Annotated in this window: 24 protein-coding genes and 1 other annotated feature; of the genes, 13 read left to right on the forward strand and 11 right to left on the reverse strand. The window is 31.7% G+C overall.

Annotated features, from left to right (window positions below):
* Positions 1-10: 10 nt before the first annotated feature.
* The 3 genes from EP747_RS14135 to EP747_RS14145 form a co-directional block, all read right to left on the reverse strand.
* Complete coding sequence (locus tag EP747_RS14135; RefSeq protein ID WP_129690775.1) at positions 11-2,032, reverse strand: acyltransferase family protein; 2,022 nt, start codon at positions 2,030-2,032, stop codon at positions 11-13.
* Positions 2,033-2,281: 249 nt separating this feature from the next.
* Complete coding sequence (locus EP747_RS14140; protein WP_129690776.1) at positions 2,282-3,154, reverse strand: DUF3298 and DUF4163 domain-containing protein; 873 nt, start codon at positions 3,152-3,154, stop codon at positions 2,282-2,284.
* A gap of 24 nt (positions 3,155-3,178) precedes the next feature.
* Entirely contained in the window at positions 3,179-3,664 is a 486-nt protein-coding gene (locus EP747_RS14145) for an RNA polymerase sigma factor (protein WP_129690777.1), read from the reverse strand.
* Between the two features lie 464 nt (positions 3,665-4,128).
* On the opposite strand from EP747_RS14145, the gene EP747_RS14150 reads away from it, so the two are divergent.
* On the forward strand, positions 4,129-4,656 hold the full coding sequence (locus tag EP747_RS14150) for a GNAT family N-acetyltransferase (protein WP_129690778.1): 528 nt from the start codon (positions 4,129-4,131) through the stop codon (positions 4,654-4,656).
* 109 nt (positions 4,657-4,765) lie between these two features.
* On the opposite strand, the gene EP747_RS14155 is transcribed toward EP747_RS14150, so the two are convergent.
* Positions 4,766-6,064 carry a polysaccharide deacetylase family protein gene (locus tag EP747_RS14155; RefSeq protein WP_129690779.1) on the reverse strand — a complete coding sequence of 433 codons (1,299 nt, stop codon included), beginning with the start codon at positions 6,062-6,064 and terminating at the stop codon, positions 4,766-4,768.
* 575 nt (positions 6,065-6,639) lie between these two features.
* Here EP747_RS14155 and EP747_RS14160 point away from each other — a divergent pair.
* The 5 genes from EP747_RS14160 (at position 6,640) to EP747_RS14180 (ending at position 11,878) form a co-directional block, all read left to right on the forward strand.
* Positions 6,640-7,395 (forward strand): DUF2087 domain-containing protein, encoded by a 756-nt coding sequence (locus tag EP747_RS14160; protein ID WP_129690780.1) that lies wholly within the window; start codon positions 6,640-6,642, stop codon positions 7,393-7,395.
* A gap of 20 nt (positions 7,396-7,415) precedes the next feature.
* Positions 7,416-7,784 (forward strand): GIY-YIG nuclease family protein, encoded by a 369-nt coding sequence (locus tag EP747_RS14165; protein WP_129690781.1) that lies wholly within the window; start codon positions 7,416-7,418, stop codon positions 7,782-7,784.
* Positions 7,785-7,843: 59 nt separating this feature from the next.
* Positions 7,844-9,172: an MATE family efflux transporter gene (locus EP747_RS14170; RefSeq protein ID WP_129690903.1), complete on the forward strand. Its 1,329-nt coding sequence runs from the start codon at positions 7,844-7,846 to the stop codon at positions 9,170-9,172.
* Between the two features lie 244 nt (positions 9,173-9,416).
* On the forward strand, positions 9,417-10,748 hold the full coding sequence (locus EP747_RS14175) for a cytochrome ubiquinol oxidase subunit I (protein ID WP_129690782.1): 1,332 nt from the start codon (positions 9,417-9,419) through the stop codon (positions 10,746-10,748).
* A 113-nt stretch (positions 10,749-10,861) separates the two neighbouring features.
* Positions 10,862-11,878, forward strand: coding sequence for a cytochrome d ubiquinol oxidase subunit II (locus tag EP747_RS14180; RefSeq protein WP_129690783.1), 1,017 nt, complete (start codon positions 10,862-10,864; stop codon positions 11,876-11,878).
* 372 nt (positions 11,879-12,250) lie between these two features.
* On the opposite strand, the gene EP747_RS14185 is transcribed toward EP747_RS14180, so the two are convergent.
* The 3 genes from EP747_RS14185 to EP747_RS14195 are packed head-to-tail and all read right to left on the reverse strand — an operon-like array spanning position 12,251 to position 14,352.
* The gene (locus EP747_RS14185; protein ID WP_129690784.1) at positions 12,251-12,904 is read right to left on the reverse strand and encodes an amino acid ABC transporter ATP-binding protein; all 654 of its coding nucleotides are present in this window, start codon (positions 12,902-12,904) and stop codon (positions 12,251-12,253) included.
* Between the two features lie 13 nt (positions 12,905-12,917).
* A complete protein-coding gene (locus tag EP747_RS14190; RefSeq protein ID WP_129690785.1) occupies positions 12,918-13,559 on the reverse strand; it encodes an amino acid ABC transporter permease in 642 nt (213 codons plus the stop codon).
* Between the two features lie 16 nt (positions 13,560-13,575).
* Complete coding sequence (locus EP747_RS14195; RefSeq protein WP_129690786.1) at positions 13,576-14,352, reverse strand: amino acid ABC transporter substrate-binding protein; 777 nt, start codon at positions 14,350-14,352, stop codon at positions 13,576-13,578.
* 66 nt (positions 14,353-14,418) lie between these two features.
* Positions 14,419-14,679: a binding site (T-box leader), on the reverse strand.
* Between the two features lie 1,039 nt (positions 14,680-15,718).
* Between EP747_RS14195 and EP747_RS14200 the strand changes: the two genes are divergently transcribed.
* The 3 genes from EP747_RS14200 to EP747_RS14210 all read left to right on the forward strand — a co-directional run bounded on the left by EP747_RS14200 (position 15,719) and on the right by EP747_RS14210 (position 18,163).
* Positions 15,719-16,600: a radical SAM/SPASM domain-containing protein gene (locus EP747_RS14200; protein ID WP_129690787.1), complete on the forward strand. Its 882-nt coding sequence runs from the start codon at positions 15,719-15,721 to the stop codon at positions 16,598-16,600.
* A gap of 133 nt (positions 16,601-16,733) precedes the next feature.
* On the forward strand, positions 16,734-17,348 hold the full coding sequence (locus EP747_RS14205; RefSeq protein ID WP_098231563.1) for an acetate uptake transporter: 615 nt from the start codon (positions 16,734-16,736) through the stop codon (positions 17,346-17,348).
* A gap of 179 nt (positions 17,349-17,527) precedes the next feature.
* Positions 17,528-18,163, forward strand: a complete 636-nt coding sequence (locus tag EP747_RS14210; protein ID WP_129690788.1) for an FMN-dependent NADH-azoreductase — start codon at positions 17,528-17,530, stop codon at positions 18,161-18,163.
* A 177-nt stretch (positions 18,164-18,340) separates the two neighbouring features.
* Here EP747_RS14210 and EP747_RS14215 read toward each other — a convergent pair whose 3' ends face one another.
* Positions 18,341-19,567, reverse strand: coding sequence for a sensor histidine kinase (locus EP747_RS14215; protein WP_129690789.1), 1,227 nt, complete (start codon positions 19,565-19,567; stop codon positions 18,341-18,343).
* A gap of 132 nt (positions 19,568-19,699) precedes the next feature.
* A complete protein-coding gene (locus tag EP747_RS14220; RefSeq protein WP_165347057.1) occupies positions 19,700-20,845 on the reverse strand; it encodes a metallophosphoesterase in 1,146 nt (381 codons plus the stop codon).
* Between the two features lie 233 nt (positions 20,846-21,078).
* Between EP747_RS14220 and EP747_RS14225 the strand changes: the two genes are divergently transcribed.
* Positions 21,079-22,353 carry an ATP-binding protein gene (locus tag EP747_RS14225; RefSeq protein ID WP_129690791.1) on the forward strand — a complete coding sequence of 425 codons (1,275 nt, stop codon included), beginning with the start codon at positions 21,079-21,081 and terminating at the stop codon, positions 22,351-22,353.
* 119 nt (positions 22,354-22,472) lie between these two features.
* Here the strand turns inward: EP747_RS14225 and EP747_RS14230 are convergent, their stop codons facing one another.
* Positions 22,473-23,249: a class I SAM-dependent methyltransferase gene (locus tag EP747_RS14230; RefSeq protein ID WP_235832883.1), complete on the reverse strand. Its 777-nt coding sequence runs from the start codon at positions 23,247-23,249 to the stop codon at positions 22,473-22,475.
* A 146-nt stretch (positions 23,250-23,395) separates the two neighbouring features.
* On the opposite strand from EP747_RS14230, the gene EP747_RS14235 reads away from it, so the two are divergent.
* From EP747_RS14235 to EP747_RS14245, 3 genes are all read left to right on the forward strand, one after another.
* A complete protein-coding gene (locus EP747_RS14235; protein ID WP_129690793.1) occupies positions 23,396-23,716 on the forward strand; it encodes a hypothetical protein in 321 nt (106 codons plus the stop codon).
* An 81-nt stretch (positions 23,717-23,797) separates the two neighbouring features.
* Positions 23,798-24,475: a diphthine--ammonia ligase gene (locus EP747_RS14240; RefSeq protein ID WP_129690794.1), complete on the forward strand. Its 678-nt coding sequence runs from the start codon at positions 23,798-23,800 to the stop codon at positions 24,473-24,475.
* An 88-nt stretch (positions 24,476-24,563) separates the two neighbouring features.
* Entirely contained in the window at positions 24,564-25,553 is a 990-nt protein-coding gene (locus EP747_RS14245) for an ROK family protein (RefSeq protein ID WP_235832884.1), read from the forward strand.
* A 248-nt stretch (positions 25,554-25,801) separates the two neighbouring features.
* Here the strand turns inward: EP747_RS14245 and EP747_RS14250 are convergent, their stop codons facing one another.
* Complete coding sequence (locus EP747_RS14250) at positions 25,802-26,797, reverse strand: NAD-dependent epimerase/dehydratase family protein (RefSeq protein WP_129690795.1); 996 nt, start codon at positions 26,795-26,797, stop codon at positions 25,802-25,804.
* Between the last annotated feature and the right edge of the window lie 14 nt (positions 26,798-26,811).

Genomic DNA, 26,811 nt, shown 5'->3' on the forward strand with positions numbered 1-26,811 from the left:
ATCCTCTTTTTTATTTCCAAGATTCAATTGCATTTATTAGTAATGACGCAAATACTTTTGCACCATCTGGTTTTAAATGAACGCCATCTGGAGAAAAATATGAATTATGATTTGCGCTAGCACTATGCCAGTCTACAACCCTAGTATTTGGATATTTACTTGAAACTTCTCTTAAAGTTTTATTAACAATGGATTCCCAAGGTCTAGGGACACGCGTGTTAACAAATAAAATTTTTCGATCTTTTCCAATTAAATCTATGAGAGAAGACATTTGTTTTACGGTAAACGGACCGTTTGTACCTAGCTCTATGACAACAATATTACCAAGCGAATTTGTGTTTTTTGCTTGTTGAATAATTGCAGATGCTTCAGTAAATTGTCTTCCAATTTTAGCATTTACCGAAAGAGATGAATATGTTTTTTTGAGTTCAGGAATTGAATTAATAACGATAGAATCTCCAATGATAAATACATTATTTTTTGAAACAACCGGCTGATTCGCTTCAGCAGGTTTATTATTATTATTTGGAGTTTGATTGTTATTTACACCTGGCTTAGGATCTTCATTTGTTTGACCTATATTATTTTGCTTACTAGTATTGTCAGTAACTGGCTTTTCATCTTTATTTACTGGTTTTTCTTCATTATTTACTGTTTTTTCGTCATCATTTTGCTCAATTGGCTTAGTTGCCTGTTTATCGTGATCAACTATAGTTGTTGAAGGAGGTTTTTTAGTATCGTTTTCAACAACAGTTTCAGATGATTGCTTTGATACGGATTGAACCGATTCAATTTCTGAGCTTGCTTTTACACCTTTAGCATCAGGGAGAACTGATAGTCCGAAGCTTGCAATACCAGATAGTAAAATAAACGTGCTTATGATAACAATATGTTTATAAAAGAATTCTTTTACATTAATATTTCCTGCGATGAAGTTTTTCCAAAGTATACCTAGTTTACCTTTTCTTATTGGATCTTCAATATAGTGATAGGATAGTGCTGCAAGAACAAATATTAATGTAATTTGACAAATTGCTCTAAAAAGTGAAATATCGCCAGTATTAACCTTAGGGGAAAATAAAATAATTACAGGGTACTGCCATAAATAGATTCCGTATGAACGTAATCCGATCCATTTCAATGGTCTCATTGCTAGGAATCTACCAATCTTACTTGTAGGGTGAGCGAGTGCTGCAATTAGCATTGCAGCGGAAATAGACAATAGGAACATTCCTCCGCGATAAAGGAAACTATCATATTGATTTGTTTTACCGACCATAAGTAGAAAAATAAGTAAACCAGTAATCCCAACTAGATCAATTAAAATCTTTCCAGAGGTTGTAACATTATTTGTTAGTTTTCGGCTAGGCCATACTAATGCTAATGAAGCTCCTATTAATAAAGAAAAAGCTCTCGTATCAGTACCGTAATAGACCCTACTAGGATCACTACCCGGATGGAATAATATAGCCATCAGTAATGCAGAAACAATTGCACCAACTAGTGTATACAAAAACAGGCGATCTTTATTTTTAATATATTTTAAGCCTAATAAAGTAAGGATTGGCCAAATAATATAAAACTGCTCTTCAACTGCTAACGACCAAAAATGATTTAATATTGATGGATTTGCAAAAGACTCAAAATACGAAAGATGATGGAAAATATACCACCAATTACTGTAATAAAATATTGCAGCTACTGAATCTTGTTTTAAATTTCCGATCATTGATGATTTGAATAATGAAACAAATGCAATAACGATTAGTAGTAAGGTGAACATTCCAGGTAAAAGTCTTTTTGCGCGGCGGTACCAAAAACTTTTTAAGTCGATCCTTTGATTTGTACTCCACTCGGCAATTAATAAATCAGTAATCAAATAGCCTGAAAGTACAAAAAATACTGTTACTCCTAGGAATCCACCAGAAGCCCAAGAAAAATTCAAGTGATATGCGATGACCGATAAAACTGCTAAAGCTCTAAGCCCGTCTAATCCAGCCATATAACGAAACTGTTTATTTGTATTAGACATAAGCATAGCCTCTTCGTTTAAACACCTTATAAACGATTTCTTTTTCGAATAAATGTTGAACGCTTATTAAATTAAATTTCTTAACCGTCTGAACCGCGAAGTTCATTACTAATTTCCCCTTCCCCTAATTTAACTATTTATGTAGCCTTCTTTATATATTTGGCTTTTTGTTTAATGTAATTGTTTTACTTAAAAGAGAGCCAAGTCTTAAAAAATTTAGAAAGGCTCTTTTATTCGTTTGTTTAAAAGTTATCTAATATAATGATTTCCAACTAAAACTTTTGAAAGAACGTCAGTTGGAATCGTAAATTCAACAACACCCATATAACCAGGGGCAACTTCATATTTATCAAATGAAATAACAAGCTTATGATCATTATTTATATAAAAATTTTGATTGTCTTTAATGCTTACGAAAGGATCAATTGAATAGTCAAGATTTGCCTCCGGTATCCAGTATACCTTACTTTCATCTTTTTTCATCTGATCTTTCATTTGTTCTTTAATGTTTTCGCTAATTATTTTCACATACGATTTATCTTTAAAAAGAATAGGTAATGACAATAAAATTTCCTTTTTCTTGTCAATTGTGTCAAATTTCATAGTTGTTGAGGAGGAAGCAGCAGTATTAACAACATATCTTTCAATGGACAATATGTCCTCATTATCTGTTTTAACTTCATAACCACTATCAATTCCTAAGTGTGCACCAGAATCTTTCTTTACAGATTCTGTTTCTTTTATAAACTGATCATATAGCTTCTTATTTTCTTCTAAGTATTTTTTGTTCAAGCTTTGCTCTAAACCTTTATTTTTTAAATTTTTAACCGCAGGGACTTTTAAATTTGCCTTATAGGTTGGTTCATCAACAGTATATTCAGTAAAGGTTAGTACATTAACAACATTTCCAAGTATTGGAACATTCGATAATGTTTTTGCAAAAGTCGAACTAGTATTTATTGATAAAACAAATAGTGCAGCAGTAAAAAAACCTGTAATTGACTTTAGAGGGAATCTTTTTTGTATGGAACGTTTAATTGCTTTTTTAACAATAATGTCCAAATTATCAGGGATAGGGACATTTTTATAGTCCGATCTTAATTTTTCTAATTTTTTATCCAACTAATTGGCCTCCCAAAAATAAATTCATTTCATTTTAATCCGGAGTATTTCTAAAGCTTTATATAAACGAGTTTTTATTGTATTTGGACTCTCCTGTAAAATTTCAGCAACTTCTTCAATTTTTAAGTCTTCGAAATACCTGAGGACAATTACAGCCCGATATTTAGTTGGTAAAGATTCTAATGATCTTTCTAAATCAATATCTGTATAATTATCATCCTGTCCTGAAGAATAGAACTCAATCGTTTCTTCATCCATTACAGTTACTTTTTTTTGTTTTCTTAAAAAATCTAATGATGTATTTACTACAATTCTATAAAACCAACTTTTTAAAGATTGTTCATTTTTTAATTTATCTTTTGAGGAAATGGCTTTATGAATAGAATCTTGTAATATATCCACCGCATCTTCTGAATTTTTAACGTAGCTATAAGCTAACCGATAAAAATCGTCTTTATTATTAATAATAAAATCTACAAGTTCCTTTTCTAAGTTAGATTTCCCCTTCATTTAAAGAGCTCCTTTTTTGAGATACGTATCTAAGAAGGTACACATTATAAAAGACGTATACCTATTCGAAAAAGTTTTATAAAAAGTAAAAAATATTTAAGGAATTTTTTACTAAAAATCAGCCAAGCAGTTTATGGAAATTTGGCCTAAATTAGTAGTATACAGATGGCATACCTATTCGTAAACAAACTATAGACAATTAATCCAAAAAAAGAGCCAAGGATTACTTCTGTTCCAATCAACAGGCGTTTTAAAGTATAAAAAGAACCCATAACAAAAAAAGCAAAAATCTTAAAATCCTGCTCTTTTATAGTCGTTTTATTTGAAATTACTGATAGTACAACGAATCAAACGGTTAAATCAGCTTTTTCTTTGAAAACTATTTATTTACATATTGAGAATATAGATAATAGGAATAAGAGTCTGCAAACTGTACTAATCTTACTAATTTAGTTGGAGGATATATGATTAAAGAACACTATAATTTTAGCCCATTTCCCAAAATAGTCACGGACCGATTAGTTTTAAGACAAATGAATAATGAAGATCGATATGAAATATTTGCATTACGATCAAATAAAAAGGTGTCTCAATATATTAACAGACCGATTGCAAAAGAAGTTGATGAAGCACTTCAATATATAATAATGATTAATAAAGGAATTGAACGTAATGATTGGGTTCTTTGGGCAATTATTATTAAAGAAAGTGATCAATTAATAGGTACAATATGCTTGTGGAATTTTTCGGTTGAGCAATCGAAAGGAGAAGTTGGATATGAACTCTCACCAGGGCTTCAAGGAAAAGGGATCATGCAAGAGGCATTAAAAGCAGTGTTAGCATATGGGTTTAATACACTTGAATTACAAGTCATTGAAGGAATTGTTCAGTCAGAAAATCAAAAATCACTCCAAATTTTAGAGAGAAATAAATTTATTAATAAAGGCTTGGTGAATAGGGAATCAACTAATGAAGAAGACATACATTCATAAGTTTTTGAGTTAACGAATGAAAGGTATCACTCGAAATAATAACTTAAAGCATTATAAAGTTTAAACAAACGTTTGAATAAAAAAGTAGTCGCTAATAGCGACTACTTTTTTAATTTAAACTAACAATTTTTAAATTTTTTGATTGAAGATATTCAATAATTTGTGGTAAAGCATCTAAAGAAGGTTTAGATTCGTGAAGTAGAATGATACTTCCAGATTCAGTGTGGCTTTTAACGTAATTTATAATTGTATTTGTATTACGGTTCTTCCAATCTTCAGTATCTTTATCCCATAAAACCATTTTAAATTGATGTTTTTGCATTAATTCAATAGTTGCTTGGTTTTTTGCACCGTAGGGTGGTCTAAAGAGGATTGTGTCTTGCTTTGTAATGTTTTTTATTAAGTTACTTGTTCTAACCATATCATCTTCTTGATTTTTATATGATAGTTTTAAGAAGTTATTGTGGTGCATGGAGTGGCTTCCAACTGAGTACCCGTTAGAATATGCGTATTGTACACAATCAGGATATCTTTGAACGTTATCTCCGATGTAGAAAAAAGTACCGCCAACCTTATATTTTTTTAAAACATTTACTATTTCCTTCGAATACTTCGATGGACCGTCATCAAAGGTAAGGGCTACGCTACCTTGTGGGATACTATAGCTAACTACATTGTTTAATTTTACAGTCGGATAAATTGATTGGACAGGTTTATTGATTGGTTCTTGCTTAATTGCATATCGAACATCTGGCTCATTTGTGTACACATTCGGTTGAGATACGTTTTTAATAGCAGTTTTATTTGGATCTTGTTTATCCTGATTAGTTTTTATTTGTTTCTCTGGAGATTTTATATTTTGTGCCTTTGAAACACTTTCAGCTTTTGCTGGTTTTTTTCCGCAAAATAATGTTTCTGATTTACAAGTTTGACTCTTATAACCTATTAAAATAATCGAGAGAATACTAATAGCAGCAACAGTAAGCCAACCATAAAGTTTATATCGTTTCGAATTACCTTTTTCTTTTTTGGAACTGGATCGACTAATTGATAAATAAGGTAGATCAATTAAAATCCTAAGATCCTTCATATTTTTTATGGAGTGAAGTTGAAGATGAAACTCTTCTGAACAAGAAAAGTATATTTTTTCACTCTCATTATTGTTTGATTTAGTTACAAAACTAGTAAACTGATTTTTATCCTCTTCCCAAGTACTACATAAAGAAAGGCTAAACTTATAGTTTTCATCAAAAATAATTTTTGATTTCATAAGATTGGCCGTTTCGTTGTCAATTTCCCAATGAAGTTCTATTTCTTGATTAAATAATAATTTTACATGTAAAAAGGATTTATCGAATTTTTGTTCGATTGATAAAAGCTCAATAAGTTTTTCATTGTAAATTGACATAACTTCCTCCTATCTTGTAAAGAAATCACTAATTTTCGTTTATTCTTAGACATCAAAGACTGACCTAAAAATATATCTTTTGTCATAATTATTTCTACTTTATTTCTTAAAATATATTAGTCTATAAGGAAAATAATAAGTAAAGATTTTCCCTATTGAGAACAGTTTTTTTAAATACATTAAAATGTGTCGAATATTAAATTTACCTTACATTTTAATTGTAAAGTACTGTAATAAATTGTCAATTGAAGATTTGAAATTAGTCCTTATGGAATAAGAGAGTAAGGTTAGAAAGGATAGAAAGAACCATTTTATCATTTTAAAACGGTTGAAATGGCGTCTCATTAGGGAAAAAGTACTTTAAGGGTGCTTTTTTTTTGTAAATTATGAGTTCAAACATCTTATGAGGTCTTTTGAGGCATGCTTTTTTTATCAATATGTAAGTATAAACAACTTGAGTTATTGTTTAGTAAAATTGACATTTTGCAAACAATAACATATTATGTTTGTAGATGAATAAACATATTGAAAATTTGTTTGGTTAATTATAAACAATAAAGGGTTGTGTTTGTTAAATGGAAAATTTAGACGTTTTTTGGAATGCCGATATTGAAGAATTAAAACAAGGTTATATCGAAGAGGAAAATCATTATTTATGTTTACTTTGTAGTAAAAGTATTGAAAAAGGAATTATCTATCAAGATTCAGGAGTTTTATATGAAGCCAAAAAATATATGAAAGTTCATATAGAACAAAGTCATGACTCTGTTTTCGATTATTTAATCCAACTAGATAAAAAGTTAACAGGATTAACAGAGCATCAAAACCATCTTTTACGTCTTTTTTATCAAGGTAAGAGCGATACAGATATTCAAAAAGAAACTGGTATCGGTAGTGCTTCTACGATTAGGAATCATCGGTTTGTTTTAAAGGAAAAGGAAAGACAAGCAAAATTATTTCTTGTCATGATGGAGCTTTTAAAAGAAAAGGATCAGCATGCGCCAAGTTTTTTGCCGCTTCATAAAACAGCAAAAATGGTCGATGAGCGCTATAACATTACAGAGGATGAAATGGAAAAAAACTTAAAAAAATACTTTCCGGAAGGCATAGATGGACCATTGAAAAAATTTCCATTAAAGGAAAAACAAAAGCTTGTTGTTTTGAGAGAAATCGTTAAAAGATTTTCACCAAATAAGACATATACAGAAAAAGAGATAAATGAAATACTGACAACTATTTATCCTGATTATGTCGTATTAAGAAGATACTTAATTGAATATGGCTTTATTGATCGAAAGTCGGATGGAAGTAGTTATTGGTTAAAAGCTTAGTAAAAGAAAGGTTGTTAAAAATGAGTAGAAAAAAAGAATTAAAAATGCAATATAAAGAAACGAAAGTTCAAGCAGGTATTTATCAAATTAAAAATATAAAAAATCAAAAAATATTCATAGTAAGTACTAAAAATTTAAAAACAATTAATGGAAAGAAATTTGAATTAGAGGCAGGGTCTTGTACAAATAAAATTCTTCAACAGGAATGGAATGAATATGGTAAAGAGTCATTTGTATTTGAGGAATTAGAAATTTTAAAGGAAGAAGACATTAGTCCATTAGGTATAAAGGGTGATTTAAAGAGACTCGAGGAAAAATGGTTAGAAAAACTTCAACCTTATGGTGAAAGAGGATATAACACATACAGTAGCAAGGGTGATCAGGCTTGATTACATCAGAGATTAATCCTCAGGAGCAAAAAAAAGTAAAATTTACTTTATTACGCCCGATGGTTATGTTTCTAATTCCATTACTTTTAAGTAATATTTTGCAGTCAATTGGTCAGGTTTTTAGCATGATTATAGTGGGGAATTGGTTAGGGGAAAATGCTTTAGCTGCAATTTCAGCTTTCTTTCCAATCTTTTTCTTTTTAGTATCATTTATTATTGGAATTGGATCTGGTAGTTCAATTTTAATCGGTCAGGCACATGGTGCAAAGCTTGAAGAAAGAGTAAAAGCTATTGTTGGAACGACTCTTACTTTTACTCTTTTCCTTGCTGTAGTGCTAGCGATAATCGGTAATATTTTTATTGAAAAACTTTTGAGATTAATAGGAACACCTGAAAATATACTTCATGTAAGCACACATTATGCTTCCATTTTATTTTGGTCAATTCCCGTGCTATTTATCTATATGGTATATACAACCCTAATGAGAGGTATTGGGGACTCGAAAACACCGTTTTATTTTCTTATTTTAAGTACAGCTTTAAATGTTGCATTTTTACCTCCATTAGTATTCGGTTGGGTAGGCATACCGAGGCTAGGAATTTATGGGGCAGCTTATGCCTCAGTAGGCTCAACAGTTTTGACATGTATAATTCTATTCAAATACTTACACAAAACGAATCATCCTCTACGCTTTGATACTCGAATGAGAAATTATTTGAAAATGGACCCTGAACTTTTAAAACTAATTTTAAAACTAGGTATTCCAACGAGTATAAATATGGTATTCCTTTCGATTTCTGAAATTGCCGTTATTACTTTTGTTAATCAATATGGATCAGATGCTACTGCATCCTATGGGGTTGTAAACCAGTTAGTAAGTTATGTTCAAATGCCATCAATATGTATTGGAATCGCTGTATCAATTTTTGCTGCTCAGTCAATAGGAGCAAATCAGGTTGATCGATTAAACCAAGTTATTAAAATAGGATTATTTCTTAATTATGTGCTTGGTGGCATAGTAGTATTACTCACTTATTTTTTCTCAAAGCCTATTTTAAATTTATTTCTAACGAATGATAGTACTGTACAAATAGCCAATAGTTTATTGATGATTACGTTATGGGGGTATTTAATACTCGGACATTCATTTATTTTATCGTCTACAATGCGTGCTAGTGGAGCAGTACTGTGGCCAACGCTAATTAGTATATTCGTAATATGGTGTATTGAAGTACCTGTAGCCTATCTTTTATCTCAATACACAAGTCTCGGTATGAAAGGAATTTGGGTCGGATATCCGGCAGCTTTTATAGTTGGACTTGGATTAAACTTTTTATATTATAAATTTTCATGGAGAAAGAAACGTATAGTCCGTTTAGTCAATTAATTTGAAATTCCATAATTGTAGTTCAACCACAAGGTTTTCCTTGTGGTTTTTTGTTTTACCTACACTTTCTTTGGACTTAAGATTCCCCGTATACCTTTTTTGTTATAGGAACATACTTTTATAGATACAAATTAAAATGCAATTTTACTGATTGTGTTCATAAAATCGTAACATTATCGGTCATTTGATTAGAATAATTAAATTCATTGGACAATAAGATATTACATTATAGGGGGGGATTCGGATGGAGTTAGATAATGTCACACTCAGTAGATTACTAACAAGTATGACACTAATATTTCACATTATTTTTGCAACAATTGGTGTAGGAATACCCTTAATGATCGCAATTGCAGAAGGGTTGGGAATCTTAAAAAAGGATCCACATTACACGCTAATGGCAAGAAGATGGGCAAGAGGTTACACAATTACTGTTGCAGTTGGAGTCGTAACTGGTACTTGTATTGGTCTACAACTATCCTTATTATGGCCGAGCTTTATGAGAATCGCAGGTCAAGCAATTAGTTTTCCTTTGTTTATGGAAACATTCGCTTTCTTTTTTGAAGCAATATTCCTAGGGATCTATTTATATACTTGGGACCGATTTAAAAAACCTATTTATCATTGGTTAATCATTTTACCTGTTATATTAGGTTCAACTATGTCGGCATTTTTTATCACTACGGTAAATGCGTTTATGAATACGCCACAAGGTTTTACTTTGAAAGATGGAATAATTAAAACGGTCGATCCAATTGCCGCAATGTTTAATCCAGCTGCTCCTTCTAAAACTTTACATGTAATTGTTACTGCATATGTTGCATCCGCACTTATATTAACGTCGATCGCCGCTATTCAATTATTAAGAGGAAAGAATACGGAATACACACGAAAAGGGCTTCGATTAGCAGCAACACTAGGATTAATTTTTGCTGTTTTAACAGGTATCACAGGTGATGTTTCAGCGAAATTCCTTGCTAAATATCAACCAGAAAAACTAGCAGCAATAGAATGGCATTTTGAGACAGAAAGAGGGGCAGATTTTGTCTTATTCGGTACGCTAGATGATAAAACACATGAAGTGAAATATGAAATTCGAATTCCTAAACTGCTAAGCTTTTTATCTTTCTCAGATTTTAATGCACCAGTAACTGGATTAAATGAATTTCCAAAAGATGAGACGCCACCTTTGTTCATACATTATTTATTTGATATTAAGATGACCTTTGTCGGTTTAATTATATCGATGACCTTTATATTTGTAGTTTTTTCTATTAAGAAGAAAAATTGGATGCATAATAAGTGGCTTTTACGTGGACTAGCGCTGACTGGACCATTAGCGATGATCAATATCGAACTTGGATGGATGATTGCCGAAATTGGCCGCCAACCATGGATATTAAGAGGATATATGAAGGTTTCAGAGGGAGCCACAACTGCCAAAGGACTAGGCGGTATGTTTTGGTTATTTTTTGTATTGTATGTATTTTTAGGAGTCTTTTGTACAATCGTTATTCGAAAAATGTTCATTCATAATCCACCCGAAGATGAACTTCAATATCGTTTAAAAAAATAGGCTCTGTTTAAAATTCAATCAAAAAACTCTGTAAGTTACGAATAAGTAAATCTTGTAGCTTGAAAGAGTATTACTGGAATTTAAGACAAAGCCAATGAATAGGAGGGTGAACATTGAATATTGAGTTATTAGGAATAATCGTTTTATGGATATTTCTATATGGATATATCATTATTGCATCAATTGACTTCGGTGCTGGTTTCTTTGCTTATTATGGAAAAGTAACGAAAAAGGATCACTTAATAAGTAATTTGATTAGTAGATATTTATCACCTGTTTGGGAGATAACGAATGTATTTTTTGTATTCTTCTTTGTTGGCATTATTGGTTTCTTTCCAAGCGTTGCATTTTACTATGGAACGGCCCTTTTAATCCCAGGAAGTATTTCGTTAGTTCTACTGGCAATTAGAGGCTCTTTTTATGCCTTTTCTAATTATGGATCCAAGGAAAATAAAGTTTATTTATTCTTATATGGAGCGACTGGCCTATTGATTCCCGCTTCACTTTGTACGGTTCTGACCATTTCTGGGGGAGGTTATATAGTTGAAAAAAATGGAGTCGTTCAATTTTTAGCTAAAAACTTATTAACAAGTATATACTCCTGGAGTGTTGTCATCATTGCAATCATTTCAGTCTTATATATTAGCGCAACATTTTTAACCTATTACGCAAGTAAAGCGAAAGATGAAAGTGCGCTAGCAATATTAAGACAATATGCTTTATTTTGGACCGTTCCAACGATCCTATCAAGCTTTCTTATATTCGTAGGATTAAGAGATAATAATGTTAGATTTTATGAAAATATAGTTAATCATTATTGGTGGATGTTTTTATTATCATTAATTTGTTTTTTAATCGCATCATCATTAATTTTACTAAAACGAAATTACGGAACAGCTTTTATATTTGTAATGCTCCAATTCTTCTTCGCTTTTTTCGGCTATGGAGCAGCTCACTTGCCATATATATTAGATCCATATATTACGATATACAATGGATACACCAATCAAACATCCGGTACCATGCTAGTAACTGTATTTGTCTTAGGGTTATTACTGTTAGTTCCATCGCTATTGTTCTTATTTAAACTATTTTTATTTGATGCTGAGTATGTTCAAGGCAAAAAGTAAAGTGGGGGAGATGAAATGCACTCTTCTAATAAACATGAAAAGAGGCTTGTGCTTCTATGTTTTATTGTAGCTTTTATAATGGGATTATCATTTATTAGTAAATTTTTTCATTGAATAATGAGTAGAGAGGCGCCTATTACATTGAGGCGTCTTTTTTGGAACGTTGATAGTTAAATAGGCTAGAACTGAATTAAGGGTGAGGTAGGAAATAATAAGGGGAGAACTAAACTTTGATAGAACTGCAAATAAAAAAGGTGAATCTGCAATTAACATGCTAAATCCACCTGAAATTACGTTCATATTATTTAGTTTTATAGAAAAAAGAGTAAATCTAAGCAGATATTTAAAAATATATCCTAGTTTCCGCTATATTTATGCACTTTCTAAAACCTTTCCTTCTTTTACAAGTAGCGTACGGGTCGAAACATTACTTGCGAATTCCATGTCGTGAGTAATGACAAGAATGCTCATCCCGTCTTTTGCTAATTTTTTCATAATCTCAGCAATTCCATTCGTTAGTTCAGGATCTAGGGCTGAAGTAGGTTCATCAAAGCAAAGAATTTTTGGTTGTAGTGCACACGCTCTAGCGATAGCTACACGTTGCTGTTGTCCGCCTGATAACTCGTTTGGTAATGAATTTGCTTTATCACTTAGACCAACTTGTTCTAATAAATCCATTGCTCTTTTTGTAGCTTCTTCTTTATTCATACCTAGTACAAGGATAGGGGCTTCAATAATATTTTCAATTACTGTTTTGTGTGGGAATAAATTATAGTTTTGAAAAACGAGTCCAACGTTTTTTCTTACTTTTAAAAGATCTTTTTTAGATTTTATTATTTGGCCATCTATTTCAATTGATCCGCCATCAAAGCTTTCTAAACCATTAATACAACGAAGTATAGTCGTTTTACCTGCTCCTGATTGTCCTAATAGAGTAACGATTTCTCCTTTATTAACTTCAAAAGAGACTTCATTTAATACGGTTTGTTTATTAAACTGTTTTGTTAAGTTATTCACTTTTAACATTTTTAGTCTCTCCTTATTTATAATATGAATAACGATTTTCTAATCGTTTAAATAAATTCGTTAATATTGCTGTTAGTAGTAGATAAATAATACCAACGAAAACAAGAGGCAGTAATGATGCGCTAGTATTAGATGCGATTTTAGCCACTCGAAGCATATCATCAAGTCCAACAACATATACAAGAGCTGAATCTTTTACTAGAGTAATTACTTCGTTTGAAACAGGAGGTAATACTTTTTTAGTCATTTGAGGCAGAATAATTCTTTTAAAAGTTTGACTGCGACTCAAGCCTAAAACCTCTGCTGCTTCATATTGACCTTTATCAACAGATTGAATACCAGCTCTGAATATTTCTCCAAAATAAGCTGCGTAATTAAGTACAAATGCGATAATAACTGTTGTAAAACGGTCAAAGACAATTCCGACTAATGGTAAACCAAAAAAGATAAAGATTAATTGTAAAAGTAGAGGTGTACCACGCATTAATAAAATATAAGAACTAATAATTGATTTGATTGCTGTAATATTCGAAAGTCTTCCAAGTGCAATGATGATTCCAAGTGGAATTGCTAACGCTAGAGTTATTAAGAAAACCTCTAGCGTTACTTTTAATCCATCAAGCATGGAAGGTAATAAAGATGTAATTTGTTCCATGATCGTAAGCTCCTTTTTATTTCAATGTTCCGAACCATTTTTTATAAATTTTGTCGTAAGTGCCATCTTTTTTCATAGCACCAATTTGTTTGTTAATTTTTTTAAGCAATTCAGCATCATCTTTTCTAACGCCAATTCCATACTCTTCTTCACCAAAGTTATCTTCTAAAATTTTGTATTTGTTTTGGCCTCTTTTATTCATGTAATATCTAGCTAATGTTTCATCCGCTACAACCACATCAACACGTTTTGATTCTAAGTCCATTAAAGCTTGGTTGTTATTTTCATATAGTACAGGTTTACTACCGTTAAACGATTTTACTAAGTTTTTATCTTTATTAACTGCATCTAAAGAACTTGATCCTTCTTGAATCCCAACATTTTTACCTTTTAAATCTGCTTTTGTTTTTATATTTGAATTTGCTAGCGTGATAATAACTTGTCTATTTTTTAAATAGGCATCTGAGAAATTTACTTTTTTCTTACGCTCATCTGTAATTGAATAGCCGTTCCAAATTGCATCGATATTTCCAGATTTTAATTCAGTCTCTTTCATTGACCAATCAATTGGTTGGAAAGTTACTTTCATATTTTCACGTTTAAATACTTCTTTTGCTAAATCGATATCAAAACCTACAACTTTACCTTTATCATCTTTAAAACCCATTGGTACAAAAGTATCATCTAATCCAACGACTACTTCGTTTGCATTTCGTTTTTCTTTTCCACAACCAGTTACAACTAATATTGAAATCACACAAATGATAATTGCTGACATTAATTTTTTATTCATTTTACTCTCTCCCTTAAAATATTCTTGAAAAACAAAAAACTCCCGACCTCTAGCTATATGAAATAGCTAGAGGACGGGAGTATTACTCACGTGGTTCCACCTCTATTTTATTGATACCTCACGATACCAACCTCTTCAAGTGCAGCAATTAAGCTATACTCTAGCACGATAACGGGTGCAGGGAATCCGGAAACAGTCTACTACCAAAAAGGGTTCGGTGCTCAGCTCAGAGATGTGTTCAAAATATTGTCTTACGCCCCTCGCACCAACCGGGAACTCTCTGTTTAAGAACTTAATACTTCTACTATTTCTCATCAATGCTTTTAAAATTAAATTTTCAAATATGTTCAATACTGCAGTTTTTATAAAATCAAACTAGTTTGTTTTGCGATGAACAAATAATATTACAGATTACAAACAACTGTCAACAAATTTTATTTAAAAAAACTTTGATTTTGTCAAAACTTGGGTTGGAAATTTCTCGGGAAATATGGAAAATTGTCGATTGAATGCTGATAAAACTGATTGGGATTGTCAAATATTATCAATCCACAAAAATAATATATACTTCATAAATTTCGATTAAAAAATATGATAAATAATAATTAAGAATGAGCGGGATAACACTCGTTCTTGACAACAAAATAAGCCGAGATGGTTTTATCAATGTATTTTTTCTAAGAAGTAGCCCATACCGAGCAAAAGCATAGGGGCTATTTCTTTTTTGTTGCGTTAATAATACTAACTACTAATTGAATCAATGCAACGACAAAGGTCATTGCGACGATAATTTCTTTATATTTAACAAAAAATTCATGCGTTCAAAGTATAACTAAAGAATCATATGATATAATAATTATATAAAAAAGAACGAGTGCTGTAACACTCGTTCTAGGTAATTGAATAAGCTGAGATGGTTTTATCTAGTTATATCATAAGAAGTAGCCCATGCCAGGTCAAAGCATAGGGGCTATTTCTTTTTTGTTGCGTTGATAATACTAACTACTAATTGAATCAATGCAACGACAAAGGTCATTGCGATGAAGATTAGAGTAAGTATTTCAAGAGTTTGCATTGGCATCACCACCTTTCTACAAAAATGCGTAGAAAAGAAGATAAAACCAATTCCCCTATGCTATTCAATTGCCTAGTTTGATTATAATAAAATAATTATAATCAAACTGTGGTTGTAATTATAAAATTTAAACAATTTCATGAAGTTTTAGAATGATTACAATTCTGTTCGGTTGGTAAAAATTGAACAGAGTGTTGAAATATTAATATCTTAAAAATTATTGTATGATAGGATTATAGTTTTTTTAGAGCGAAAAATATGGATATAGATAATGTAAAGTAGGAGAGTAGAATGAGAAAATTTAAGAAAGTTTATATAGAAATTACGAATATATGTAATTTGAAGTGTAATTTTTGTCCAAGCCCAACGCTTGAGAGACCGTTGAAGTTTTTGGACGAGAAAGCATTTACTCATGTTGTAAATTCGGTTAAACCTTATACGGATCATATTTATTTTCATTTGATGGGTGAGCCATTTTTAAATACAAAGCTCGGTAGATTTTTGGATATTAGTCATGAAAATGGTTTGAAGGTTAATATTACAACGAATGGTACGTTAATTAATAAAGTAAAGGATTTATTAATTGAATCCAAAGGTTTAAGACAAATCAATTTTTCACTTCATAGTTTTGAGGCGAATGATTTAACGAAGGATTTGCACGATTACGTTGAAAATATTACGAACTTCATTAATGAAGCGAATGAAAAAAGTGATATGATTTGTGCAATTAGGCTTTGGAATATGGATAGTGAAGAGCTAAGAGCAAGTAACTCATTGAATATTGATATATTAAATTTACTTGAGGAAAAACTAAAATTAGATTTTTCTTTAAGTGAGAGACTTCAGGAAACACATAATATTAAACTGCGCGATAAAATTTATTTAAATATGGCTGAAAAATTCCAATGGCCAGACATGGGTAATGATATCATCGATGAAAATGTATTCTGCTATGGTTTAAGAGATCAAATCGGAGTATTAGTAGATGGAACGGTTGTACCATGTTGTTTAGATAGCGAAGGGAAGATTCCATTAGGAAATATCTATGAGACATCATTAGAGGATATTTTAAATTCTGAACGTGCAAGAGCAATTTATGATGGCTTCTCAAGACGATGTGCAGTGGAAGAATTATGCAAAAGATGCGGTTATGCAAAACGACATAAAAAGTAATTTTTGGTAAAAAGCGCTTTCTTTTTAAAAGAAAGTGCTTTCTTATTTAAATCCGAAAAAAAGTTATATTAATCCTCAAAATTTTATAGTAGTATAGTTTGGTCTGTTTAAAATTTTAGGAGGATTTACATCAATGAAAGACGTACAACAAATTAAAATAACTACTGCAGATCCATCTGCAATTGGTTTATTCGGTTTAGCAATGGTAACTCTTGTTGCCTCAACACAAAAATTAGGAATTACTGATGGTGTTTCATTAGTATTACCTTGGGCGATTTTTTTAGGTGCTATTGCACAATTATTTGCGAGTATCCAGGATTTTAAACATAATAATGTATTTGGAGCAACAGCATTTGGAGCATATGCTTTCTTTTGGTTAGCTGTTGGTACTACTTGGTTAATCCAATTAGGTGTTTTTGGAGAAGCATTAATGAACGCAGCTGATGTTAAACAACTTGGCTTTGCTTTTGTAGGATATTTAATCTTTTCGATTTTTATGACAATCGGTGCAATGGAAACTCATAAGGTATTATTTATTATTTTTGTATTAATTGATTGTTTATTTATTGGATTATCATTAAGTACATTAGGCTTTATGGAAGAAGCTACACATACTTTTGCAGCATATAGTGAATTAGGAATAGCCATTATGTCATTTTATGGATCAGCTGCAGCTGTCTTAAATAGTCACTTTGGAAGAGAATTTTTACCTGTAGGGAAACCTTTTGGAATTTTTAAAGCGAAATAAAAATTTAGTCTTAAAATCAAGTTTTCGGACTTTGACTATACACAGAAACCTTTACCACTGGAGTAAAGGTTTTTTTTTATAAATATTTGTATTGTTTGGTTAGAAATGACAGATGATAATATCGTGCTTTTAATAAAGTAAAGATAGTTTGGACATTTAAATTGAAAGGTGGAAATTCGTTGACAACACTATTGTATATCACTGCACATCCTCACGATAAGTCTACTTCATACAGTATGGCGGTTGGTGATGCATTTATCGAGAGTTATAAGGCTGCACATCCTAATGACCAAGTAGTACATATTGACCTTTATAATGAAACGATTCCTCATATTGATGCTGAAGTGTTTGCAGGTTGGGGGAAACTTCAATCTGGAGGATCTTTTGATACACTTTCTTCAGGTGAGCAATCAAAAGTAGGAAGACTAAATGAGATTGTAACTCAATTTGCTGAAGCAGATAAATATGTCTTTGTAACACCTTTATGGAACTTTTTATTCCCACCAATTATGAAAAACTATATTGATGCGATTTGCGTTGCTGGTAAAACTTTCAAATATACTTCTAATGGGCCTCAAGGATTATTAGGTGATAAAAAAGCTTTGCATATCCAAGCACGTGGTGGAGTTTATTCAGAAGGTCCAGCGGCAGGTCTTGAAATGGGACATCGCTATATTGGAGTGATAATGAGCTTCTTAGGTGTTCAAGATTTTAATGGAATTTTTGTTGAAGGTCAAAATCAATTCCCTGACCGAGCACAAGAAATTAAAGAACAAGCAATTCAAAAAGCTAAGGAAACTGCAAAGGATTTTTAATATGATTACAACAAAAAAACTCACTTTTTTTGTGAGTTTTTTGTTTTTTTCAGTTATGATCAGTAATTATCGTCTTTTTGCATTTTTACTTACTCATGAACCTGTTTAGTCAAAAATGCACCTCCAAATGTTAGACTGTGTCTAACATTTGGGGTGCACTTCATTTGTGGTTTTTCTTCATTCATTTTCACATTGCCAATTCGGTAAATAAATTCGGAATATTGATCCTTCGTTTTCTTTACTGCTTACTTTAATTTTACCTTTAAATTTTTCGATTATATTAAAGCATACGGTTAACCCAATTCCTGTGCCTCTTTCTTTTAGTGAGTAGAAGGGAGTGCCCAGCTTTTCAATTGTTTCTTGAGACATTCCAATTCCTGTGTCTATGATTTCAATAAGTGCATATTCATTTTCTTGTAAGAGATTGATCGTTATAAAACCGGCATCATGCATTGATTCGATTGCATTTTTCATCAAGTTAACGAGAACTTGTTTAAATTCAATCGGATTTATTTTCGTGTAAAGTATTTGATTTAAGTTTAAATGGAAACCGATGCTTTGGCTATTTGCCATCGAGGCAAGCAAATCAGTTACATTCAATATTTCTTTATTTACTTCTACGACTTGTATCGTTTCTGTTTGAGGTTTTGCTAGTGATAAATAATCATTAATAATAATCTGAGCGTATTCTAATTCTTTTAGCATCGCATCGACATAGTATTTTTCGTCTGAGTTCATTGTTTTTGTTTTTTGAAAAAGTTGTGCAAAACCTTTTACGACAGTAATCGGATTACGAATTTCATGTGCAATCGTTGCAGCTAGTTGACCAATCGAATTTAATTGTTTCGCCTGTTGTATTTCCTTGTGATTGGCTTCTAAAGCTATGACCTTCGTCTCTGTTTGTAAAAATACAAATAAGAGTATTAATTGAATCGATAGGAATTCTAATATATTGCCGAAAGGGTCTAACGCTATATAAGAATATTTTTCTTTTAGATTGGTGAATGAGATTAGTAATACAAAAGTAGGTCCAATTAGTATATTTAATGCCCAACCGATATAAAATGCTATGCGATTATATAAAAAGATCGTAAAGATTGGGATGATTGCTACAAAACTATACATTGTTGATGTGTCTGGGTATGTCCAAAATTTAATATACACATATAGTGAAGATATTGTTGTAAATAATACTTTTGAAAATGTGTTATCTCTTTTAACAAAATTGTATAAAGCAAAAATAACAATGAACATTAAGATAACTTGAGTAATAAGTTCAATTGGATGATCCTTAAAAGTTAAAGGAGAGAGTGTAATTCCTACTAGTAATAAAGAAGTAAGTGAAGCCATAAAAAAAATATAAATTCGACGGCTCCTTTTGTTATAGTACTCTGTATTTTTCATGCTTCAATCTCCGTTCTGAAAAGAAACTTTTCAATAATATTTTACACTTTTCAGAAAATTATTTATATATAAATTATGACATTAATATAAAAGAGACCAAAAATATGTTTTTTGGTCTCTTAACAGATTGAATTAATTAGAAAATGAAACAGTGATCGTTACAATCTCAGAAGGGTTACCTGTTCTAATTGGAGGTCCCCAAGTTCCAAATCCTGATGAAACGACAAAGTGTGAGCGTTCTTTTTGTAAATAGCCCCAATCAACTTCATAAAGTCGACGGGTAATTAAGTGATTTGGCATAAACTGGCCGCGATGTGTATGGCCAGACACTTGTAAATCTACGCCTAATTGAGTCGGAATTTCTAAATGATAGGGCTGATGATCAAGTAAGATAATAGGTTTTGTATGATCGATTCCTTCAAGTAGTTCATGTAAATCTAAGCGCTTTTTACTTGCAAGGTCTTTACGACCAACGATATAGAAATTGTCATCAACTAGTTCTTTCTCATCTAATAAAATATGAATACCAGCATCCTTTAAATGCCGGGCAAGTAAATCTAAATGTCCACCGTAATAATCATGATTACCAGGGACCGCGTAAGTGCCAATCTTTGGCTTTAACTTTTTTAACGTTTGGATCATATTTTCCTCAACAAAAGGAGTAATATCTTCATCTATAATATCTCCAGCAATTAAGACTAAATCAGGGGCAAGCTTATTAATATTCTCAATAAGAAACTCTAGTCTTTTATTCGTGACTAATGTGCTTAAATGTAAATCCGAAACTAATACGATTGATAGTTCTTTATACTTTTCATTTGTTTTTTCAACATTGATGTCATAATGAACAATCTGTGTGTCTAGTGCACTTTTTCTACCTTTTGCGATAAGGTTTGTGACACATAATATGACAATTGTTCCAAGTATCACAGTTATGCTACGTGTTTTGAATGATGTAAATTCTCTTAAAATCAGCCCAACTAAATCAGCAACGATGACAAAGAAAATTAAATAATAAAAGATGGCTAACCAGTATGCTCCAATTTTATGGATCGGTTTAAAGAATGATGTAGGAAGCTTACTCTTTAAAACTCTTGAAAGAATGTACGCAAAAGTTATAAACAGAAATACGATCCAATAGATTATTTTTATTGTTGGATTCGTCCACTTACTTAGCAAAGCATTAATATAGATCCATCCATTAAAACCTATGTAAAAATTAATTAAGAAAAAGAAAATCATAACCAAAATAATATTTAATACTATTCTTTTATTCATAGTGATCCCTTTCATACGATAGTGGTAAGGTACTTCTAGTATAAATGTTTAAACTTATAAACGCACCTAATTCACTTTCTTATAAAGTGAAAAATAGGATAAAAATATTAATCGACAGAAAATGAAAAATAGTGGGAGTTAATAGGGTAAAATAAAGGATTTTTGGAAGATTTGTCGTATTATATTTATGTTAATTATATTTCGAAAATTTCGAATCTAGTGAGGATAAAAACGTGTTAATCGAAAAACTTTTGCTACATGTTTTAATCATATTAAGTCCAATATTAATATACAGTATTATTTATGAAAGGCATGGCTATAAAGATAAAATTTATCTTTTTGGCATGTTTCAGGCTGTGGCAGGCTTTTTTTGCATGGCCTTTCCATACCCAGCATATGGGTTATTTTGGGATTTAAGATATATCCCACTAACTATTGCGTTTCTTTATTGCGGCTATCGCTGGGGGATCGTGACTTTTTTAGCGATCTTATTAGCTAGGATCATTTTAGGTGGAGACGCTATCATATTTGGTATGATCAGTATTACCTTATCCTCACTAGGGTCTTTAATTTTATTTAAATGGTTTTGGACATTTAAGCCTAAACAGAGAATATTTGCAACAGCTCTTATTAGTTTATGGCCTGCTTTAGTTCAACTAGGAATCTTATTTACTTTTTTATACGTAAATAAGATTAGTTTTAAAAGCGATTACAGACTATTTGGGTTAGTTTTAATTTTTATTGTAATAGAGTTAATCGCAATTACTTTAGGAGCAAAATTGATTGAAACACTAATTGAAAACAAAATACTACATAAAGAAATCCAACGAGCTGAGAAACTTAATACGTTAAGTGAAATGGCAGCTTCTATTGCACACGAAGTTAGGAATCCGCTTACAGTAGTTAAAGGTTTCCTGCAATTAATGCAAGAAAGCAAAGACAAACAATCTATGGAATATTTGCCACTAGTATTAAGCGAATTAGGTAGAGCAGAAGGAATCATTAATGATTATTTAAATTTTGCCAAGCCGCAATTTGAAAAAGTAGAAACGTTCAATTTAAAACAATGCGTATCAGATGTAGTCACCTTATTAGTTCCTTTAGCTTTAAAGCAAAATGTTAAATTAAAAGGCGATACAGAGGTCGAAACATTTATAAATACAGATAAAAATCAATTTAAACAAGCACTAATAAACCTAATTAAAAACGCAATTGAGGCAACTAGCTCGGGGGGATTTGTACATACGAAGCTACACGAAGAAAAAGATAAAACAGTCATTACGATTAGAGATAATGGAAAAGGAATGACTAAAGAACAGCTTTCACGTATAGGTACACTTTTCTATTCAACTAAAGAAAAGGGAACTGGCGTAGGGACAACAGTCTCTGTTCGAATCATTGAAGCAATGAACGGAACAATCTCTTTCGAAAGTAGCGTTGATGAAGGAACAAAAGTAACGATTAAACTACCAAAAGTTGAGCCTAAAGAAAGTAAAGTGAATGGATAGTTGATTAATAAGTATTTTTTTAAGATGGTTACAACTACTAGTTGGACCTTAATGGGAAATGAAAAAACGCTTAGAATTTAGACTAAGCGTTTCTATTAATGTGAGTAGTGTCCATAATATTATTTCTTTCTAGCAAACCAAACTGTCCAACAGTCTTTTTCAACAATAGAATTTTGATGCTGAAGCTTATTATCGATGAATTTTACTAGTTGATTTAGCTCTTCATCAGTGAGTTCATGAAGAATTGATCGGCCTGTTCTGAGTAATAAATCACTCCGAAGTGATTCTAGGTTAGTATAGATACGTCTTGTTTCCCAAAGTTTTACTTTATTTTCTATATGAAACCCGGCTGACTCTAATGCTGAGCGCATTTCTTGTGTATCATATCTTCTAGATATTTCTTTCGTTTTCAATTTTTGGTATAGCTCAAAAAAATAACCCCGTATATGGCTATCGTCTCCAGGAAGTAAACAATCTTCTGGCGTCCGGTCTTGTACAATTAATATTCCATTCTTTTTTAGTAAACGGTTTGCCTCATCGAAACAGGCATTTAAATTATCTAAATGATGTACTAAAGCTCTTTCCAAAACTACATCGTAATTTGAAGATGGAAGTTTAGTATTATATGCATCTCCATTACTAAAAGAAATGTTACTGTAGTCTTTACAATTTTCAGCAGCACCTTTAAGCATTTCCTCTGAAAAATCTACCGCCGTAACGTGGTTTACTTTTAACTTAGCGAGAGCTTTCGAATAGATCCCTCCACCACAACCGATATCAACTGCGTCTTTTTCAAATAAATCGACGTTATCCCTAATTAACTGAATCCATGATTGATCAGCCTCTCTAGTTGTATAAGTCTTTTTATTTTGTGCATCGTGGAAGTTGATGGCCATGTAATTACCTCCCCAAAATTTGATTTTAGATGCGTCTACATTATTAGTATAGACGATGATATTACACTGAATAATATCAATAAGTTATTGGAATTAATAAGTTATTTTTATTAAAAAAAGCGTCAGATAAAAAAGGAATGGTGAAAATGGAAGGTACAATAGAAAGATTTGAAAGCTTAAGAACTGAACTAATCAATCACTATGAAGCATCAAAAGGAAGTATCTTTGGACATAAAGGATTAAAAATACAAGGTAAAGTTTTTGTGTTCTATAATGACCCAAATATTGTTTTAAAGCTAAAGCCAGAAGATGTTGCAACAGCTTTATTAATAAACGGAGCAAAAAATTTTGACCCAATGGGTGGGAAACCTATGAGAGAATGGGTTGAAATTCCATACGGGAATCAACAGTGGTTTGATTATGCTATAAAAGGTATGATATACGTTAAAAGTTTACTAAAAAATTAATAACTAAAAAATTGTTTGATATAAACTATGGATAGAAATTTATTCATTTCTATCGCTTTAATTTTAAGGAGAATGATATAAGTGAACAATCGTAAAGTAGCAGTTTCTTGGAGTGGTGGGAAGGATTGTTGTTTAGCATTAGATTTACTAATTAAAAATAAATATGAAGTGGCATGTCTAGTATCAATGGTTTCGAAAAAGGATGAGAGGAATCATGCGCATGGGACTCAGCTTAAATTCTTACAAATGCAAGCAGATGCAATTGGAATTCCTCTTGTCATGATTGACTCAGCAGGTAAATACGAGGAGTCAATGATTAATGGACTAAAAACAATAAAAGAGCAATTTGATCTTTCTGCGATTGCATTTGGTACTTTATATGTTGAGGAAGATCGGCAATGGAATGAACTAGTTGCAACCAAGGCGGGACTTGAACCGATTTTCCCCGTGTGGATTAAGAAAAGTGAAACCACTATTTTACTAGACCAGTGGCTAGCGACTGGATACGATGCAATTATTTGTAGGGCAAGAGAAAATATTTTTGATTCTACGATCGTAGGAAAGAGCTTAAATAATGATTTAAAAGAACTATTCATTAGCAAAGAAATCTGTTTAATGGGCGAGAGCGGAGAATATCATACGTTTGTAATTGACGGACCATTATTCAAAGAACGCTTAAATATAATAGGTGCAGATACAATTCTAAATAGTGGATTATGGTCTTTAAATATTAAAGAAATACAAACAACTATTAAATAGATTCTACTGGTTTTTTTATAAAGATAATATAGTTTGAGAATGCTATTAACATTGCTTTAGAGTAATTTGGCATATAAGAGGAGTTTGCATGATGAAGCATTATGTTGCAATTGATTTAGGCGGATCTGCAATAAAGTTTGCATTAATGAAAGAGGATGGGGGCATTGTCGAAAAGGGCTCAGTGTCGACACCTAAGGATGGTTTACACGACTTTATTAGCGAAGTGATTACTATTGTTAAAAACTATGAAAATAAAGTTAAGTTGGAAGGTATTGCATTAAGTATACCAGGAGCAGTAAATATTGAGACAGGTATTATTCAAGGGAGTAGCGCCGTACCTTATATACATGGGCCGAATATAAAGCAATTATTATTTGAGAGTACCGGATACAGAGTAGAATTAGAAAACGACGCAAATTGTGCTGGGCTTGCTGAAGGATGGATTGGCGCGGCGAAAGATATAAACGATTTCATATGCATAGTGATTGGCACAGGTATCGGTGGTGTGGTCGTACTAGATAAAAAAGTGCGAAGAGGTAAAAATGAACATGCAGGTGAATTTGGAAGTATGCTTATGAAGGAGTGCACAGAGGAGTCGCTTGTAAAAGATGTTAGAAAATTGATAAGTAAAACAATAAGAAAACTTTTAGGAAAACCAACTGGAGAAACATTAGGATACTCATGGAGTCATTTCGCTTCAACAACCAGCCTAGTTCAAGCTGTCTCAAAGCGAAAAGGTCTAGGTTTGGAGAGTTTAAACGGTAAAGAGGTATTCGATTTGCTTGAAAAAGGCGACAAAGTTGTAAGAGAAGAATTCGATAGGTTTGTAAAATACTTGGCAGTAGGAATCTTTAATTTGGCTTATGTTATTGATCCCGAGAAAATATTAATTGGTGGAGCAATAAGTGAAAGTGATGAATTAATTAAACGAATAAATGAAACCTTAGCTGCTATGAGAGGGAAGTACGCAATTTTAGATATATCAGTTGAAAGATGTGCATTTGAAAATGACTCGAATCTAATAGGTGCGCTTTGGCATTTTAAAAGTAGGGTAGAACAGGAAAAGCTGGGGGCGTAAAGCTGCAAATAAAAGTGGTAGAAGTGCAAGTGAAAATCCCGGAACTGTAATGAAAAATCGTAAAAGTGCAAATATAAAACTAAAACTGCAATTAAAAAAGACAAAACTGCAAATAAACAGACTATTATAGCCAAACAATAGCCAGAATCAACATCAATTTACTAGATACAAATAAGACCAATCAAAAACAAGCTAAAATCGCCTAAATACAATTAATTTAGGTGACTTTAGCTTGTTTTTATACTAGCTTACTTTCGATCATTTGTATTTAAGTACCAGTCAGCATAACGCTTAATTCCTTCACTAATTGATACTTTAGGTTCATAGTTTAAATCATTTTTGATTTTTTCAATATTTAGTGTATAGTCATAGCTTAAGAAATTGGCAATATGCTTGGAAACTTTAGGTGGTTTGTTAGTAATCCTCGCAATTATTTCCAAATTCAACGCGATAAATGACAGTAGTTTTGGTGAGATATTTTTTGTATTCAACTCTTTATTTAAGGCTAAGAAGAGCTGTTTAAGCACGTCAATTAAATAAATAGGTTGATCATTTGTAATATTGTAGTATTCACCATTAAAGGCATCATCCGCATTCATACAAGCTATGATCATATCGACAACATTATCGATATAAGTAAAATCCATTAGAACTTGTCCTTTATGAACTAATGGAATTCCTCCATTTTCATTGATCTGAATAAATCTTCCGAAAATCGTATGATCGAAAGGACCAAAAATTTGTCTAGGTCTTAGTGAGATTGCCGGTAGTCCTTTTTCAATTGCATCTTCAATAATTAAATCTGCCATGTGCTTTGTTTTAGCGTAGTAATTAGAGTGTTTTGATGGCAGCGGATCACTTTCTTTAACATTTTTACGACTTTCACTAGTAAAGTATACACTCGGCGTCGAAATATTAATAAACTTTTTTAAATCTGTTGAAAGTGAAGCTTTAACAATATTCTTTGTCCCTTCAACATTTGTTTTCTCAAATTCAGAAAAATGTCCAAAAGGTGCTGCAAGTGCAGCACAATGGATTACATAGTCTACATTCTTTATATTCTTCTCTAATAAGACAGAGTCATTTAAATCTCCTTTGACAAAGGTGACATTTTCCATCTTGTTGAAAAATTTAGCTGCTTCCTCATTTCTTCCAAAGGCTATAACGGAATAGCCTATTTCACTTAATTTTTTAGTAGTATGTTTTCCTAAAAAACCCGTGGCACCACTTATGAAAACATTCATTAATCCACCCCGAA

This window comes from Gottfriedia acidiceleris, assembly GCF_004138285.1.
Taxonomy (GTDB): domain Bacteria; phylum Bacillota; class Bacilli; order Bacillales; family Bacillaceae_G; genus Gottfriedia; species Gottfriedia acidiceleris_A.

Bases quoted from the DNA above. Each gene is read 5' to 3' on its own strand.
- EP747_RS14135 (WP_129690775.1), bottom strand. From the start codon at position 2,032: ATGTCTAATACAAATAAACAGTTTCGTTATATGGCTGGATTAGACGGG.
- EP747_RS14145 (WP_129690777.1), bottom strand. From the start codon at position 3,664: ATGAAGGGGAAATCTAACTTAGAAAAGGAACTTGTAGATTTTATTATT.
- EP747_RS14150 (WP_129690778.1), top strand. From the start codon at position 4,129: ATGATTAAAGAACACTATAATTTTAGCCCATTTCCCAAAATAGTCACG.
- EP747_RS14155 (WP_129690779.1), bottom strand. From the start codon at position 6,064: ATGTCAATTTACAATGAAAAACTTATTGAGCTTTTATCAATCGAACAA.
- EP747_RS14160 (WP_129690780.1), top strand. From the start codon at position 6,640: ATGGAAAATTTAGACGTTTTTTGGAATGCCGATATTGAAGAATTAAAA.
- EP747_RS14165 (WP_129690781.1), top strand. From the start codon at position 7,416: ATGAGTAGAAAAAAAGAATTAAAAATGCAATATAAAGAAACGAAAGTT.
- EP747_RS14170 (WP_129690903.1), top strand. From the start codon at position 7,844: ATGGTTATGTTTCTAATTCCATTACTTTTAAGTAATATTTTGCAGTCA.
- EP747_RS14175 (WP_129690782.1), top strand. From the start codon at position 9,417: ATGGAGTTAGATAATGTCACACTCAGTAGATTACTAACAAGTATGACA.
- EP747_RS14185 (WP_129690784.1), bottom strand. From the start codon at position 12,904: ATGTTAAAAGTGAATAACTTAACAAAACAGTTTAATAAACAAACCGTA.
- EP747_RS14190 (WP_129690785.1), bottom strand. From the start codon at position 13,559: ATGGAACAAATTACATCTTTATTACCTTCCATGCTTGATGGATTAAAA.
- EP747_RS14195 (WP_129690786.1), bottom strand. From the start codon at position 14,352: ATGAATAAAAAATTAATGTCAGCAATTATCATTTGTGTGATTTCAATA.
- EP747_RS14200 (WP_129690787.1), top strand. From the start codon at position 15,719: ATGAGAAAATTTAAGAAAGTTTATATAGAAATTACGAATATATGTAAT.
- EP747_RS14205 (WP_098231563.1), top strand. From the start codon at position 16,734: ATGAAAGACGTACAACAAATTAAAATAACTACTGCAGATCCATCTGCA.
- EP747_RS14215 (WP_129690789.1), bottom strand. From the start codon at position 19,567: ATGAAAAATACAGAGTACTATAACAAAAGGAGCCGTCGAATTTATATT.
- EP747_RS14220 (WP_165347057.1), bottom strand. From the start codon at position 20,845: ATGAATAAAAGAATAGTATTAAATATTATTTTGGTTATGATTTTCTTT.
- EP747_RS14230 (WP_235832883.1), bottom strand. From the start codon at position 23,249: ATGGCCATCAACTTCCACGATGCACAAAATAAAAAGACTTATACAACT.
- EP747_RS14235 (WP_129690793.1), top strand. From the start codon at position 23,396: ATGGAAGGTACAATAGAAAGATTTGAAAGCTTAAGAACTGAACTAATC.
- EP747_RS14245 (WP_235832884.1), top strand. From the start codon at position 24,564: ATGATGAAGCATTATGTTGCAATTGATTTAGGCGGATCTGCAATAAAG.
- EP747_RS14250 (WP_129690795.1), bottom strand. From the start codon at position 26,797: ATGAATGTTTTCATAAGTGGTGCCACGGGTTTTTTAGGAAAACATACT.